The 15814-nt window shown below is 71.8% G+C and carries 13 protein-coding genes; 7 read left to right on the forward strand and 6 right to left on the reverse strand.

Going from position 1 to position 15814, the window contains the following annotated elements:
* The first annotated feature begins 62 nt into the window (after nt 1–62).
* Complete coding sequence (locus ACFYYH_RS18725) at nt 63–4475, forward strand: FtsK/SpoIIIE domain-containing protein (protein ID WP_388551914.1); 4413 nt, start codon at nt 63–65, stop codon at nt 4473–4475.
* A 182-nt stretch (nt 4476–4657) separates the two neighbouring features.
* Here ACFYYH_RS18725 and ACFYYH_RS18730 read toward each other — a convergent pair whose 3' ends face one another.
* Nucleotides 4658–5281, reverse strand: a complete 624-nt coding sequence (locus ACFYYH_RS18730) for a hypothetical protein (protein ID WP_388551916.1) — start codon at nt 5279–5281, stop codon at nt 4658–4660.
* The gene (locus ACFYYH_RS18735; RefSeq protein ID WP_388551918.1) at nt 5278–5577 is read right to left on the reverse strand and encodes a hypothetical protein; all 300 of its coding nucleotides are present in this window, start codon (nt 5575–5577) and stop codon (nt 5278–5280) included. Before ACFYYH_RS18735 ends, ACFYYH_RS18730 begins: the two co-directional genes overlap by 4 nt.
* A 133-nt stretch (nt 5578–5710) precedes the next feature.
* Between ACFYYH_RS18735 and ACFYYH_RS18740 the strand changes: the two genes are divergently transcribed.
* Nucleotides 5711–6373: a hypothetical protein gene (locus ACFYYH_RS18740; RefSeq protein ID WP_388551920.1), complete on the forward strand. Its 663-nt coding sequence runs from the start codon at nt 5711–5713 to the stop codon at nt 6371–6373.
* A gap of 705 nt (nt 6374–7078) precedes the next feature.
* On the opposite strand, the gene ACFYYH_RS18745 is transcribed toward ACFYYH_RS18740, so the two are convergent.
* Nucleotides 7079–7420, reverse strand: a complete 342-nt coding sequence (locus ACFYYH_RS18745) for a nuclear transport factor 2 family protein (protein ID WP_388551922.1) — start codon at nt 7418–7420, stop codon at nt 7079–7081.
* Between the two features lie 28 nt (nt 7421–7448).
* Nucleotides 7449–8255 (reverse strand): SDR family oxidoreductase, encoded by an 807-nt coding sequence (locus ACFYYH_RS18750; RefSeq protein WP_388551923.1) that lies wholly within the window; start codon nt 8253–8255, stop codon nt 7449–7451.
* Between the two features lie 155 nt (nt 8256–8410).
* On the opposite strand from ACFYYH_RS18750, the gene ACFYYH_RS18755 reads away from it, so the two are divergent.
* The 3 genes from ACFYYH_RS18755 to ACFYYH_RS18765 all read left to right on the forward strand — a co-directional run bounded on the left by ACFYYH_RS18755 (nt 8411) and on the right by ACFYYH_RS18765 (nt 11612).
* Nucleotides 8411–9334: an AraC family transcriptional regulator gene (locus ACFYYH_RS18755; protein ID WP_388551925.1), complete on the forward strand. Its 924-nt coding sequence runs from the start codon at nt 8411–8413 to the stop codon at nt 9332–9334.
* 123 nt (nt 9335–9457) lie between these two features.
* The gene (locus ACFYYH_RS18760) at nt 9458–10441 is read left to right on the forward strand and encodes a helix-turn-helix transcriptional regulator (protein WP_388551927.1); all 984 of its coding nucleotides are present in this window, start codon (nt 9458–9460) and stop codon (nt 10439–10441) included.
* A 175-nt stretch (nt 10442–10616) separates the two neighbouring features.
* Nucleotides 10617–11612 carry an SDR family oxidoreductase gene (locus ACFYYH_RS18765; RefSeq protein WP_388551929.1) on the forward strand — a complete coding sequence of 332 codons (996 nt, stop codon included), beginning with the start codon at nt 10617–10619 and terminating at the stop codon, nt 11610–11612.
* A gap of 323 nt (nt 11613–11935) precedes the next feature.
* On the opposite strand, the gene ACFYYH_RS18770 is transcribed toward ACFYYH_RS18765, so the two are convergent.
* Nucleotides 11936–12538, reverse strand: coding sequence for a hypothetical protein (locus ACFYYH_RS18770; RefSeq protein ID WP_388551931.1), 603 nt, complete (start codon nt 12536–12538; stop codon nt 11936–11938).
* A gap of 257 nt (nt 12539–12795) precedes the next feature.
* Between ACFYYH_RS18770 and ACFYYH_RS18775 the strand changes: the two genes are divergently transcribed.
* Both ACFYYH_RS18775 and ACFYYH_RS18780 read left to right on the forward strand, forming a co-directional pair.
* Nucleotides 12796–13635 (forward strand): class I SAM-dependent methyltransferase, encoded by an 840-nt coding sequence (locus tag ACFYYH_RS18775; RefSeq protein ID WP_388551933.1) that lies wholly within the window; start codon nt 12796–12798, stop codon nt 13633–13635.
* A 488-nt stretch (nt 13636–14123) separates the two neighbouring features.
* Nucleotides 14124–14633 (forward strand): lamin tail domain-containing protein, encoded by a 510-nt coding sequence (locus ACFYYH_RS18780; RefSeq protein WP_388551935.1) that lies wholly within the window; start codon nt 14124–14126, stop codon nt 14631–14633.
* Between the two features lie 191 nt (nt 14634–14824).
* Here ACFYYH_RS18780 and ACFYYH_RS18785 read toward each other — a convergent pair whose 3' ends face one another.
* On the reverse strand, nt 14825–15757 hold the full coding sequence (locus ACFYYH_RS18785; protein ID WP_388551937.1) for a UTP--glucose-1-phosphate uridylyltransferase: 933 nt from the start codon (nt 15755–15757) through the stop codon (nt 14825–14827).
* Nucleotides 15758–15814: the final 57 nt, after the last annotated feature.

The raw sequence follows: 15814 nt of genomic DNA on the forward strand, positions 1-15814 counted from the left end.
CCTGCCCCGACCGACCGTCAGCACCGTCCGCGTCACCGAGCCATCCGAGGAAGACGATCGCCGTGCGATTGAACATCAGCGTCCGCGACCCGCTGGACGAGGGGGTGTCGACCAGCGTCGTCGTCGACACCGAACCCACCGCCCGTGCCGGGCGGCTGGCAGCAGAGCTGGCTCGTACCGTCGGCCACGTCACTGCCGACGGGGCGCCTCCGGCGCTGTACGTCGGGTCCGGGCAGGTCGACCCCGAGGCCACGTTGCGGGCGGCCGGGGTGCGGGACGGGATGGACCTCGGGCTCGACGCTCCCCTTCCACGGGAGCCCGAGCCCGAGGGACACACCGAACTGCGTGTCGTGTCGGGGCCGGGTGCCGGTACGGTCCACCGGCTGCCGCCGGGCGACTACGACATCGGGGGCGGCGACACCTGCCGTATCCGGCTCCCGGGCACCGCCTCGCCGGCGGCGAGGGTCCGGGTGCGGGTGGACGGGACGGCGGAGCTGGCGGCGACGGAGCACGCGCTGCTGGACAGCAAGCCGGTCCCGCGCGCCGTCCCGTGGCGGGAGGGCAGCCAACTGGCCGTCGGCGGGATCCTGTTCGAGCTGTCGTCGCACCGGACGGCCACGGCGCCCCTCACCCCCGCCGCGGACGGTCTTGGCCTGGAGTTCAACCGGCCTCCGCGCTTCGTGCCGCAGCCCAGCAACGCGAAGTTCCGTCTGCCGACACCGCCGGTGAAGCCGGACAAGCGGCCCATCCCGCTGCTGCCGATCCTGCTGCTCCCCGCGGGCAGCGCCGCCATCGCCATCTTCGTGACGCAGCGCTGGGCGTTCGTGTTCATCGCCCTGCTCTCCCCGATCGCCGCGCTGGTCACCCAGTTCGGCGGCCGCAAGCAGGCCATGCTCAAGTATCTGGAGCAGGTCGAGGAGTACGAGGAGCGGCGGGACCGGATACGGGCCGACATCGAAGCGGCCATTCTGGAGGAGCAGCGCGACCTGCGACGGTCACTGCCCGATCCCGCCTCGCTGCTGCAGATGGCCGTGCGGCCCTCCGAGCGGCTGTGGGAGCGCCGCTGGCAGGATCAGGACTTCCTGTCCGTACGGGCGGGTACGGCCGACCTGCCGTCCTCCCTGACGGTGGACGACCCGTCGCTGGACGAACACCGCAGGTCCACCGTGCCGTGGCTCGACCAGGTCCCGGTGTCGGTACCGCTGCGACGGGCCGGTGTCTCCGGGATCGCCGGCCCCGGCGCGGGCCGTCTGGCCGGATGGATGACGGCCCAGGCCGCGTCGCTGCACAGCCCCGCCGATCTGCGGATCGTGGTCCTGACGGGTCCGGACGGCGAACGGGACTGGTCGTGGACGCGCTGGCTCCCGCACTGCCAGCCGCAGAACGAGGACGCCTTCGCCCTGGTCGGCTCGACGGCCGACTCCCTGGCCCGCCGGATCGGCGAGCTGGGCCAGCTCGTGGCCGCCAGACAGCAGGCCGGCCCGGATCTGGTGCGCGGCGGCGTGAACGGCTATCCCGACCTGCTCGTGGTCCTCGACCAGGTCCGGCGGGCACGCTCGCTGCCGGGTGTGATCGCCCTGCTGCGCGACGGCCCGGCCGTGGGCGTCTACACCCTGTGCATGGACCGGGAGGAGCGGTTGCTCCCCGAGGAGTGCGGCGCCGTCGTGGTGACCGCGGCGAGTGCCGGCGCCGGCGCGCGGGTCCGTACGGGCGCGGGCGCGGCCCTGGAGGAGGTGCGCGCGGACTCGCCCGAGCCCGGCTGGTACGACCGGCTCGCGCGGGCGCTGGCTCCGCTGCGCGGGGTCGGGGACAGTGACGAGAGCGCGCTGCCCGGTTCCGTCCGCCTGCTCGACCTGCTGAACCTCGAGCCCCCGACGGCGGAGGCCGTCGTCGCGGGCTGGTCACTGGGCGGGCGCAGCACGCGGGCGCTGCTGGGCACCGGATACGACGGCGACTTCACCGTGGACCTGGTGCGGGACGGGCCGCACGCGCTGATCGCCGGCACGACCGGCTCCGGGAAGTCGGAGCTGCTCCAGACGCTCGTGGCCGGCCTCGCCGTGGTGAACAGGCCCGACGAGATGACCTTCGTGCTCGTGGACTACAAGGGGGGCAGCGCGTTCGCCGAATGCGCCGAACTGCCGCACACCGTCGGCCTGGTCACCGACCTGGACACGCATCTCGTCGAGCGTGCCCTGGTGTCCCTGGGCGCGGAACTGCGCCGCCGCGAGACGCTCCTGTCCTCTGCCGCGGCGAAGGACATCGAGGACTACCTCGACAAGCGCGGCCGGGGCGGCGACGTCCTGCCGGCGCTGCCACGTCTGCTCCTGGTCATCGACGAGTTCGCCTCGATGGTCCGCGAACTGCCCGACTTCATCTCCGGGCTGGTCAACATCGCCCAGCGCGGCCGTTCGCTCGGCATCCACCTGGTGCTGGCGACACAGCGTCCGAGCGGGGCGGTCACCGCGGACATCCGGGCCAACACCAACCTCAGGATCGCCCTGCGGACGACCGACACCTCCGAGAGCCGCGACATCATCGACGCTCCCGACGCGGGGGACATCTCGCCCGCGACTCCCGGCCGCGCCTACGCCCGGCTCGGTCCCTCCACCCTGCTGCCGTTCCAGTCGGGGCGGGTCGGGGGCCGCCGTCTGTCCGGGGCGCCGACCGCGGACGACGAGGTGCCCGTCCATGTGCGCACCGTCTCCTGGCAGGAGCTGGGCGGTCCGCTGCGCGGGGCGCTCTCCGGGGCGGGCGGCAACAGGGGTGCCGCCACCGAGGCCGTCACGGACCTCTCGGTACTGACCTCGGCGGTCGCGCGGGCGGCTCGCGTGGCCGGGGTGCCGCGCCAGCCCAGCCCGTGGCTCCCGCCGCTTCCCGACGTCCTGGTGTGGACGCCGCCGCCGGCGCCGGAGCCACGGGGTGAACGGGAGGCCGCCCTGCCCGCGGTGGAGTACGGGACGGTGGACCGGCCGGCCCAGCAGAGCCGGGCCGGACTGGCCTTCGACCTCGACCGGGCCGGACACCTCCACCTCATCGGTTCGCCGCGCAGCGGACGGTCGCAGGCCCTGCGTACGCTGGCCGCGGCACTCGCCCAGGCGCACGGCGCGGACGACGTCCATCTGTACGGCGTCGACTGCGGCAACGGCGCCCTCAACGCGCTGACCGCGCTGCCGCACTGCGGCGCGGTCGTCGACCGCAACCAGACCGAACGACTGGACCGGCTGCTCGACCGTCTGACCACCGAACTCACCGTGCGTCAGGGCCTGTTGGGCACCCGGGGCACGGCCGACCTCGCGGAGCTGCGCCGGATGGCGGCGCCGGAGGAGCGCCCGCCGCACATCGTCCTGCTCGTCGACCGGTTCGAGGTGTTCGAGCGGGAGTACGCGAGCTTCGACAACGGCAGCTATCTGGAGCGGATGATCCGGCTGCTGCGGGACGGGGCGGGCGTCGGCATCCATGTCGTGCTCGCCGGTGACAAGGTGCTGGGCAACAGCAGGTTCGGCGGCACCACCGAGGACAAGATCGTGCTGCGGCTGAACGACCGGGCCGACTACTCCTCGGTCGGGATCCCCTCGAAGTCGGCGCCCGCCGACCCGGTGCCGGGCCGGGGCCTGAGCACGCCGGACCTCACCGAGGTGCAGATCGCCGTCCTGGGCGAGGACCTCTCGGGCACCGCCCAGGCGGAACTGCTCCTGCGGCTCGGCGCGGAACTGACCGCACGCGAGACGGACGTCCCCCCGTCACACCGGGCACCGCACCTGGACCTGCTCCCGGAACGCATCGGCTTCCAGGAGGCCATGGCGTTGCGCACCGCGGGCGGGGATCTCCGGATGCGGCCACTGATCGCCGTCGGGGGCGACACCCTCGACATCCTCGGGCCCGACCTCGCCGACGTGCCCACCTTCGTCGTCGCCGGCCCTCCCCGTACCGGCCGCAGCACCGCGCTGCTCACCGCCGCGCACTCGCTGCTGGGGGCGGGCACCGGTCTGATCGTGCTGGCGCCGCGGCGCTCGCCGCTGCGCGAGCTCGCGGGACGGCCCGGAGTGGCCGCCGTGATCACCGATCCCGAGGTCTCGCTCGCCGAGTTCCGCAAGGTGCTGGGCAACGTGCCGGAGGAGAACGCGGTGATCGTCGTGGATGACGCGGAGCTGTTCATGGGCGCCGAGATAGACCCGGACCTGGCCCTGCTGGCGCGCGGTGGCGCGGGCAACGGCTGGGGGGTCCTGGCCGCCGGCAACGCCGAGTCGCTGTCGCTGAGTCTGGCCGGCTGGATGGGCCAGGTGAAGCGGAATCGGACCGGCATGCTGCTCTCGCCGCAGAACCTCGCCGACGGTGAGGTCATCGGGGTGAAACTGACCCGAGGAGTCGTCGGCCGGGCCCCGCAGCCGGGGCGGGGCCTGCTCCACCTGGGCGACGGCGCGCTGCGGAGCGTACAGGTCCCTCTGAGCGGGCCGGAGGAGCGGACCGGCGTATAGGCCCCCTGTCGCGGTGGGGGGCGGGTCCGGATCTTCCGGTATCCGCCCCCCACCCCCACCCGCCGCCGGTGCTCACCGCTCCGCTTCCACCGGTCCACCAGTTCCACCGGTCCGTGGTCCGGGCGCGCGGCGTTCCGGGCGCGCGGCGCGCGCGAAGTACGTGCCCGCGCGTACGGGCCCCGTCAGGCCGGGTCCGGCGTGATCCCGCCGTCCTGCGACACGAAGCGGAAGGTTCCGGTGACCGCGTCGAAGAGGTCGTACACCTGCTCCTTCAGCGGCAGGTTGGGGCTGGCGCATGTCACCACGAGGAACTCCTGGGGGCTGCCGGGCACCGGCATCATGGTGTGCATCGTCAGCAGCTTGACGTTGATGTCGGCCGTGATCCGGGTCTCCTCCGTTCCGGTGACGCGGGCGACGCGCCCCACGCTCGGTACCGTCGCACTGGTGATGACCCGGTCCTTGGGGGCGACGCCGGTGGCGTCGGACAGGCCCAGTTGCGCGGAGAGCACCGGCAGGGTCAGCTCCATCCCCTCGGGCGTCGTCACGGCGAAGACCATGGCGTAGGCCAGGAAGAGTCCGTCGTCGTAGAAGGTGGCGGTACCGGCGGAGAAGAGGGCACCGTGGTCGCGGGCGGACCGGCTGATCTCACGGCCCTGCCGGAACAGGTCGTTGATCCTGGCCCTCTCCCGCGGGTTGTCGGTCGCGGACAGCGCCTCGGCCCGTGCGGTGGCCATCTGCTCCCCGCTCATGTCCATCTCGGTCCACACGTCGGGCACGTTCAGAAGAAAGCGTGCGGCGGTCCTCATGAGGTGCCGCCCTCCTGTCCCGTGCTCAGGTTGGACGCGGCGTCCTGGTCGGTCTTCGTGAAGCTGTCCATGATCTGGTCCATCGCCTCCTTGATGCCCTTCACCTGCTTGATGAGCTGCTTCTTGCCGTCGTCCCACTTGTTCTCGAAGTTCTGCGCCGAGCCGCGGGAGAGTTCCGGGCCGAAGGCCTTGTCGAAGTCGAAGGTGTGGTGTCCGATGTCGATGTGGTCCTGGACGAAGCCCAGGGCCTGGCGCGCGTCGTCCAGTTCGTCCCCGGGCACGAAGATGTCTGCCATGGCGGTTCCCCCTCGGAGCGGTGCGGGTCGTATGTCTCTCCTGTGAGGAAGAACGAGACGCGCCACCAGGTGGTTCAGACGGTTCGCGCACCCCGCGGATGAACCTTTCGTCTCTCTGTCTCGTGATGCATGCGTGAATTCGAACAGACGCCGCTCGCGCGGACCGTGGGGCGGGGCGGCCGTGGCCGCCCCGGTCGTCCTGTGCGCCCTGCTCGCCCTGACCTCCTGCGGGAAGACGATCACCATCGAGGACTCCTCCGACTCCGGCAAGGACACGAAGGCCTCCTCCGCGCCGCCGCCCGCCACGGCCTCACCGCAGCCGGCCAACGGCAACGCCGCGCTGCGGGTGGTCGACAGCAGCGCGGCCGACAACGGGAGGACCGGCGACGGCGGCAGCGTGGTCGGTGCCGCCGTGCAGGAGACACCACCGCAGTGGGTCCAGTTGTCCGCCGTCCAGTCACCGGAGCTGGGCAGGCACCTGATCAACATCAATCAGGCGACGCTGTACCGCTTCGACCGTGACACGACGAATCCCCCGCGGTCCGCGTGTGTCGACGCCTGCGCCGTGACGTGGCCGCCCGTGACCATCGAGGAGGGCGGGAACGTCTATCTGGCCGGAGTGGACGAGCGGCAGGTCGGCGCGATCCGCCGCCCCGACGGCTCGGTCCAGATAACGGTCGGCGGACACCCCCTCTACCGGTTCTCCGGTGACACGAGGGCGGGCGACGCCAACGGGCAGGGCCTCCAGGGCACGTGGTTCGCCGCCGACCAGACCGGGGAGAAGGCCGCACCGTAGGCTCCGTAGCCTCCGTGGCGGCGGTGTCCCTCCGGCCTGTCGCCGACGCGTCGGCCGTAGGGGGTGTGGTCTGCCAGGTCCTGCCGTCCCTGGCAGACACGAGCCTCCCGCCGACCGGTGACGGGCGCCCGGCCGGCGGGAGGCGGTCCCGGACCACAGGAGTACGTCGTACCGCCCGTACGGTCCCGCCGGATACCCCGGAGTCCGATGCACGACTCCGATCCGGCCCGGCGAAGGCTCCTCGCCCCAGCATTCCGTCGCCGTGTGGCCATTCGACGCGGCGCCGTCAGTGGATTGCCCTACAGGCCCTGCCGATGCCTTGTTCACACTGGCGGGTGAATCGTCATCCGCCGTTCGTGCCGCGGAACCGAACATCCCTGCCCAGGTCCGTCAGAGCTGCGCATACACGCCGGTGCGGGGCCACGCACGCGCGACGGCGTCGTCGTGGACGACGAGCCGCGTACGTCCGATCCCCACAGCCGTGCGGGGAACGGCCCGTGGGAGTGAATCGGTACCTCATCCGCCTTCTGCGGCAATCCGGAAGCCGCGCCGTATCGAATGCCGAGCGGTGGCAGGGGTGCGGGCGCGCCGACCCATCCCTCACCGCCCGTCCCGGATCGATCCCAGGCCTCGTCGGGCCGATCCGGGACACCGGCCCGCCTCACGCCGAGGGCGCGCCCCGGCGGGGCGCGATGTGCGGGTCGGTCACGGGGCGATGGTGAGGTCCTCGATCAGGCCGGAGCGCAGCGTGAAGCGGTAGCGGAGATCGACGCGTCCGCCGGGGAAGTCGCCCTCCAGCCGGTTCGTCACCACCCAGTGGGTGTCGTCCAGTCGCTCCGCGCCGAGCCTTTCGGTGGTGTAGGTGAACTCGCTCGCCGCTGTGCCGAGCCACGTTTCGATGGCGCCGGTTCCGGTGTGGGTGACGCCCTCGTCGGTGACGGTGGCGCTCTCGTGGAACGCCGAGAGGGCGGTCGGTGTGTTCCGGACGCGGTGGGCCTCCAGATAGCGGCTCACCACGTCGGGCAGCTCGATGGGGTTGGTGTTCATGGGGGTTGTGGCTCCTTCAGGGGGTGGATCAGACAGTGGGCCTGCTGCCGCCGTCGATGACGTGTTCGGCGCCGGTGATCGATGACGCCCGGTCCGAGACCAGGAAGGCCACCAGCTCGGCCACCTCCTCGGGGCGTGCCGGCCGGCCGAGGGGAATGCCACCGATCCCGTTCATGACCATGCGGCGGCCTTCGTCGTAGTCGACGCCCGCCGTGTCCGCGAGGGCCGCGACGAAGGAACGGCCCCAGTCACTCTCGGTGAAACCGGGAGTGACACTGTTGACGCGGACCCCCCGCGGGGCGACCTCGTTGGCCAGCCCCTTGCTGTAGTGGGACAGAGCCGCCTTGGCCGCCCCGTACGGAACTCGGTTCGCGCTCGGGATCGAGCGGGAGAGCGAGGAGATGTGGACCACGGCTCCCGCGCCGCGCTCGGCCATGCCGGGCACCAGCGCCCGGTCGAGCCGTGCGGGACCGAAGAGGTTGACGTCCATGACGAACTGCCACACGGCGTCCTCCTGGGTCAGCAGCGGAACGTGCCGGTCTCCGTCGGCGCCCGCGTTGTGGACGAGAATGTCGACCCCGCCCAGACGCTCGTTCACATGCCGGGTGATCACTTCGATCCCCTCCCGGGTGCCGACGTCGGCCCGCACGAACAGCTCGTTCTCCCGCACGGACGCGGAGCGGGCGGTGAAGGCGACCGCGGCGCCGGCCCGGGTGAGCCTGTCGACGATCGCCGCGCCGATCCCACGCGTCCCTCCCGTCACCAGGACACGTTTTCCGGCGAACTCGCCGTCCTCGGCAGCGGTACGCGGAACGGTTGAAGCAAGGGGGGCCATGGTTCCTCGGTCTCGGGATGCTGTCGGTGGCCGGCCGCTCCGGGACACCTCACACATTCCGACGGTAGAGCCGTCCGGCAAGACGATCCATGCCCCAAAGTCTCGCTTCCTTAGCCGTACGTCTCGCATCGGCCCTTCCCCGTAGAGTTCCTGTCATGGATGTCGTCAGTGACGCGGTAGCCGCGATCCGGACCGGCCGGCCGCACTCGGCACGTACCCACCTCACCGCTCCCTGGGGCCTGCGCTTCGCGCCGACCAGCGGCCCCGGGTTCCATGTGGTGCTCGCGGGCGGGTGCTGGCTGCTGTCGGGCAGCGCCGCACCGGTGGCTCTCGCGGCGGGCGACGTGGTCTTCGTCTCCCACGGGCGGGAGATCGCCCTCGCCGACCACCCTTCCCGTGCGCTCGTCGACGCCACCCAGGACCTGGACGACGCCTGGATCCCCCGTACCGAAGCGCGGAGCACACCCCCCGCCACCGTCCTCATCTGCGGCTCCTACCAACTCAGCCGCGCCCGCCCGCACCCGCTCCTGACGGAACTCCCGGACCTCATCCACCTGCCCGCACGCGTCAGCCGGCAGGCTCCCCTCGCGGCCGTCGTCGCCCTCCTCGGCGACGAACTCGACGAGCACAACCCCGGTTCCGACGCCATCGTCTCCAGCCTGCTGGACACGATGCTGCTGTACATCCTGCGCACCTGGTACAAGGAGCGCGCCCGGAGCGCCACCACCGGCTGGGCGGCAGCCCTGTCCGATCCGGCGGTCAGCACCGCGCTCCATCACCTCCACCGTGACCCCACCCACCCCTGGACGGTCGAGGAACTGGGCACACGCGCGGGCCTGTCGCGAGCGGCGTTCGCCCGCCGCTTCACCGCCCTCGTCGGCACCCCACCGCTCACCTACCTCACCTGGTGGCGGATGACCTCGGCCGGCACCCTGCTGCGCCTCGACGACACCCCCCTGCACACCATCGCCCGGCTGACCGGCTACACCTCCGAATCCGCCTTCAACCGCGCCTTCAAGCGCGAGTACGGAAAAGCCCCCGGCGAGTACCGCCGCGAGCACACCCGCACCCCGGGCTGACTCCCCCGCCACGACCGGATCCGCGACCGGGCGGTGGCCACGACGACCGGACCCCCCGCGTCCCCGCTGCCTGGGACCGGGGGTACCAGGCACATCCGCGCTTCCCCTTTCATGCTGGTTCCTATGAGGCGCACGGATTCCGACGAAACCAACGAGGCCGCCGGGGCCAACGAGGCCGCCGGGGCCGCCGGGGCGCGCGGGCAGGGGCCGCGGCGGGAGGGCGCTGCTCCCGGAACCCGGCGGGACGACCGGGCACTGGGCGACTTCCTGCGCGCTCTGCGGGCCCGCGCGGACCCCGCCCGGCTGGGGGTCCTCGACGACGGCGGAACAAGAAGGGTCCCGGGGCTGCGGCGGGAGGAGCTGGCCGAGCTGGCGCACGTCAGCGTCGACTATGTCGTCCGCATCGAGCAAGGCCGGAAACGGCGTGTCTCGCGTGCGGTCCTGACCGCGCTGGCGGACGCGCTGGAGCTGGGCGCGGACGAACGGCAGTATCTCTTCGCGGTGGCCGGCGTCGCCTCCTCACCCTCCGGTCACGGCGGTGCCGAGGAGGACCGGGTGCCGGGCAACGTGCGGCAGTTGCTGCGAAGCCTGACCGAGCTGCCCGCCCTCGTCCTCAACCGGCGCATGGACGTCCTGGCCTGGAACAGGGCGGCCGCGTGGCTCCTGGTCGACTTCGACGCCCTGCCGGAGGACCGGCGCAACCTGGTGCGCCTGGCTTTCCTCGATCCCGGCTACCAGGCTCTGTTCGGCGACGGCTGGGAGCCCATGGCGAAGGAGTCCGTCGCCGCGCTCCGCATGGAGGCCGGGCGGCGCCCGGACGACGCGGCGCTCCAGGCACTCGTGGGCGAGCTGAGCGTCCGCGACTCCCGTTTCCGCGCCTGGTGGGCCACCCAGTCGGTGAGCGGCCCGAAACTGCGGCGCAAGACGTACCACCACCCGCTGACGGGCCCCCTGACGCTGGACGCCCAGCTCTACGCCGTCGAGGGACGCCCGGGGCTGTCCCTGGTCAGCTTCACCGCACGCCCCGGCTCCGCCTCCGAGGATGCCCTGCGGTTCCTCGTCCAGTGGAACACCGACGCGCACGGCTCCGGTCACCGGGCGCCCTGACCGGCCGGTCCGGTCGATCTTCATGGGCCTGGCCTGGCCCGGCCCGGCGCACTCGCCCCCGGGGAGAGCCGGCGCCCGGACGGCGACTGCCGCCCGTCGGCGCACCCCATGGCCACGGCCACCCGCCCACCCGCCTGTCCCACAGCAACGCCTTTCGCACAGGAAGCAGAACAGAGTGACTGATCACAGCACATGGACGATGCCGGACCGCACGGGATGCACGGCGATCGTGACCGGGGCGACCAGCGGGGTCGGATTCGAAGTGGCGAAGCAGTTGGCGGGGGCAGGTGCCCGGGTGATCCTCGCGGTGCGCGACCCGGACAAGGGGCGGGCCGCGGTCGAGGCGATCCGTGCCGCGTCCCCCGGTGCCGTCGTCTCCCAGGAGCGTCTGGACGTCTCCTCGCTCGCGTCCGTACGGGACTTCACCGACCGGCTCGGCGGATCCGGTACTCCGGTGGACATCCTGGTCAACAACGCCGGAATCATGGACGTACCGCGCCGTGAACTCTCCGTCGACGGCTTCGAGCTCCAGCTCGCGACCAATTTCCTGGGGCACTTCGCACTGACCGGCGGACTCCTCGACGCGCTGCGCGCGTCGTCCCGCGGCCCCCGGGTGGTGAACATCGGCAGCCTGGCCATCAACTTCCCCACCACCCGGCTCGACCTGGCCGACCTGCAACTCGAACGCCGCTACTCGGGGATGCGCGCCTACGGGCAGTCCAAGCTCGCCGCCCTGCTGTTCGCCTTCGAACTGGGCCGCAGGAGCGACCTGGGGTCGTGGGGTGTGACGAGCACCGCCGCGCATCCCGGTTCCTGCGCCACGAATCTCCAGGTGACGGGCAGGCGGTTCGGCCAGGACACGGTGAAGCGGCCCGTGAACGCCACGACGCTCGTCATGAAGATCCCCGGTTTGCACCAAGGGGCCGACCGCGGCGCCCTGTCCGTCCTGCGGGCCGCCACCGACGCGAACGCCCGGTCCGGCGACTACTTCGGCCCGTCACGCACCTTCGAGGCCGTCGGCCTTCCCGGACCGGCCCGGATCCCCCGTGCCGCCCGCGATCCGCGGCTCGGCGGTGCCCTCTGGGAGCGGGCCTCGGAACTGACCGGTACGCGGTGGCCCGGGGAGGGCGTCGCCCACCGCATCCCGCCCGCCTCGCCCTCTTTCCCATGAGTCCGGCCCGGCGCTGTCACGCTTCTCCCCCCTTGTGCCGTGTGTGGTCCCTTGCGTACGGAACGTGTGGGTGATGGGTGTGGTGAGCGTGGCGCTGCCGGTATGTGAGGTGCTCGGCCTCGCCGTCGGCCGGGACGGGCGGACGGCGGCCAGCGGCGGCCAGGACGGCACGGTACGGATCTGGGACCTCGCGCGGCGACGGCACGGTCCGCCTCTGGCGCTGCCACGCGTGCGAGCCGGTGGAGCGGCTGCCCCCGAGGACCGACTGAGGGACAGCGGGACAGCACCCCTCCGGGCACCGCCACCCGCGACGCGTGCCCGGGTCAGCCCTTGATGTTGATGTGGGCGTTGAACTTCACCGCGCCCACGTACACCAGGACGCAGCCCTGCACGGTCCGCTTGGCGATCGTGTTGCCGACGTTGCCCTTGTTCGCCGCGGCCTTGTCCTGGATGGGCTCCCAGTGGAAGTGGTGGAAGACGTCCTGGTCGGTGACCGCGCTCTCCGTCCGCAGGTCCTCCCACTCCTGGCAGACGTTCCGGAACTCCTGCGCGGTCATCGTGGTGTGCTCGAAGTTGACGCGCCGGCCCTCGACGTACAGGGTCCTGCACTCGGTGAGGATGTTCAGCACATGAGCGCCGGTCCGTGTCGCCGCCTCCCGCAACTGCGGCCAGACCGCGTCGACTCTGGCCTGGCGCGCGTCGCGTCGCGTGTTGTCGTGGATCTCCTCCAGGTCCTTCAGAAGCGTCTTGTACGCCTCCAGGAGGCCGTACACGGGGTTGACGGCGATGTCCTTGGTGGTGTTCCAGGTCTCGTCCGGCACCCACTCCCGGTCCAGACCGATGCGCTCGGCCTCGGCGAGCAGCAGCGTCTCGGCCTCCTCGGCGCTCTCCGCGTACTCCACACCCTTGCCCGACCTCTTGGTCATGATCCCCCCACTTCGAAAATGTCCGAATCGCGGACTTCGTAGCGTCTCATCACCGGGCCGCCCGTGTCACGGGGTCCGGCGCGACGGGTTCGTGGCGTGGGCTCACCTTCGGGCGGTGTTCGCCGCCGGGCGTCCGCTCCACCGGCAACTGGCCGGACCTGCCGGTCACTTGCCGGTTCTCTCGACGCGTTGCCGTCCGGAAGACCGCACCGCCCACCGCGTGAGCGCCCGACAGCGCCTACGGTCATACTGGCGATATGGCGATTACCACCGCGAACCAGGATCAGTCGGATGCGTGGAACGGATACGAGGGCCGGCACTGGGCCGATCACCCCGAGCGGTACGACGCCCTGAACGAAGGCGCGGACGAACTGCTGCTCGACGCGGCAGGTGTCCGGGCCGGCCACCGTGTTCTCGACATCGGGTGCGGCACCGGTCAGCTCACCCGCCGGGCCGCCGGGCGCGGAGCCGAGGGTCTCGGGCTCGACCTGTCGGCTCCGATGCTGGAGGCCGCGGCCGAGGCCGCCGCCGCGGCCGGCCTGGAGGGGGTCTCCTTCGCCCGTGGGGACGCACAGGTCTTTCCGTTCGACGAGGCCGCCTACGACGCCGCCGTGAGCCGCTTCGGTGTGATGTTCTTCGCCGATCCGGTCGCCGCCTTCGCGAACATCCGGCGGGCGCTGCGTCCGGGCGGACGCCTCGTCTTCGTCTGCTCCCAAGGGCATGCCCGGATGGACCAGACGGTGATCTACCGGGCGATCGGCACCCGCGTTCCCGTGCCGGACTTCACACAGCACACCGGGCCCGCGTCCTTCGCGGACCCGGGCAGAAGCGAACAGGTCCTGCGCGGAGCCGGTTTCACCTCCGTTGCCGTCGAACCGTTCACCCTGTCGCAGTACTGGGGTGCCGACCCGGACGACGCGGCCGGCTTCTTGACGGACTGGGGCCCTGTCCGCCACTGGATGCGCGAGGCGAACGCCGACGACGGCATCCGCCGGCAGGTGCGCGCCGCCGCGGCCGAGGCGTTCGCCGCCTACGCGACGGCTGACGGCGTCACGCTGTCAGCCCATGTATGGCGCGTCACCGCGAACCGTCCCTGACCCGCGCCCCGGCCGCGGAAGAGCGAACACGCGGATGAAGGTGTCCTGGGCCGAAGCCCTCGGCCGGACCGTCGGCACCGGCGCGGACGAGGCCAGTGCCGCCGTCGCCGCCGCCCCGGAAGGCAACGAGCTCGAACGCCATGGTCCCGGGTGGTCGAACGCGCCGTTGCCGGTCCGCCCGCTTCCGTTACCGGGCTCTCGCCGACCGAGGCGATCCGTTCCGCGAGCGGCAGCCCCACGGGTGACACGGGTAAGCGGTTGCCCCCGCTCGGCGCACGGATCAATGCGCGATGCACGGATCGCCGGACGAAGAGCCCGCGCGACAAGTAGTCATGAAGAATGAAGATTACGGACATGTCCTCGTTCCGTAACTCGCATTTGATTTGCCCGGAACCTGAAGCGGGGCGGGCCAGGCTGTGGGTCTCGGCATCTGACCGGGGAACCCGCAGCGCACCGGCCGTGCCGGTGCGCGCTTCTGAGGGGGCATCATGTCTTCATTCCGTACTGTCCGCCGTCTGGCCGCCGGTGTGCTGGCGTCCGGCGCTCTGCTCGCCGTAGCGGCTCTGCCGGCCTCGGCCCACGACGGCCACGACGGCCACGGCCGCCACCAGGCTCCGCGGCCGGGCGTTGTGCTGGGTCAGATCCAGTCCGACAGTCCGGGGCCGGACAACGGCTCGAACCGCAGCCTGAACGGGGAATGGGTCGAGGTCACCAACAACAGCCGCCGACCGGTCAATCTGAGGGGCTGGACCCTGAGCAACTCCGACGGCAACCGCTACCGCTTCAAGAACATCCGGCTGGAAGGGCGTTCCAAGGTCCGCGTCCACACCGGTCTCGGCCGCGACACCCGCAATGACGTGTACCAGGACCGCCGCGACTACATCTGGGACAACCGCCGCGACACCGCGACCCTGCGCAACGACCACGGTCGCACCGTCGACAGCCGGTCCTGGGGCCGGGGCCACCACAACGGTCACCACAACGGCAACCGCCACTGACCCGCACCTGACCTGACCGGAAGGCCAGGAGCGGCTGTCCGCGCGACAGACGGCCGGGCCAGGAGCGCTCGACTGCGCGACTGGCCCGGCCGAACCGTGGGCGAGGACATGGCTGTTGGTCCGGAGGAGGGGTGGCCGTGGACCAGGATCGGCGGCTCGCCGTGGCCGGGCGGCCCGGAGGGATCGGCGGGTCAGGTCGTGGTGTTCTCCGTGCCGGGTGCGGGGTCGTCGCCGTCGCCGAGTTCGCGGGCGAGGCGGCGCAGGACGGGCCCGTACTCGGGGTGGGCCAGGGCGAAGGCCATCTGGGCGACGAGGTAGTCGGCCGGGTTGCCGGTGTCGTACCAGCGGCCGGAGATGACCTGCCCGTACACGGCGCGGCCGGCGGCGTAGGCGTTGATGGCGTCGGTCAGATAGATCTCGCCGTCACGGTGTTCGTGCCAGCGGTTGGTCTGCTCGCGCAGTTCGTCGATGATGCCGGGGGTGATGACATAGCCGCCGATCGCCGCGTACGAGGAGGGGGCGTCGGCGGGCTTGGGCTTCTCGACCAGGCCGGTGATGCGCAGCAGGCCGTCGTCCAGGTCCTCCTTGACCACGGGCACACCGTAGCGCTGGGACTCGGTGGGGTCCATGGGCAGCAGGGCCAGTACCGGGCAGTTGGTCGCCTCGTACGCGCGGATGAGCTGCTGGGCACGGGGCACGTCGGCCACGAACACGTCGTCGGGCCAGAGCACCAGCATGGGCTCGTCACCGAAGTTCCTGGCGGCGTTGAGCACGGGGGTGCCGTTGCCGTACGGGCCGTGCTGGTCGAGGTAGGTGATGTGGCCCTGGCGGGCCAGTTCGGCGACCTCCTCCACGGCGTCCGCGTACGCGGTCTTGCCGTCCGCGCGCAGTTGCTCGACCAGTGCGGGGTTGGGCCGGAAATGGTCCTGGATCAGCGATTTCCCGCCGGAGACGACGATGGTGATGTCCGTGATGCCGGACGCCACCAGTTCGCGCACCGTGTGCTCGATCACCGGCTTGTCGCCGACCGGCAGCATTTCCTTCGGGATGGCCTTGGTCAGGGGCAGGAGGCGGGAGCCGAGTCCGGCGGCGGGAATCACAGCCCTGCGGATCGTCGGGGGCATCAGGTCTCTCTCGGTCGAGCGGCACACCGCACCGGCCGGCGCGGCATCCCCCGACGC

It is taken from the genome of Streptomyces sp. NPDC002018 (assembly GCF_042890865.1).
Classification (GTDB): Bacteria; Actinomycetota; Actinomycetes; order Streptomycetales; family Streptomycetaceae; genus Streptomyces.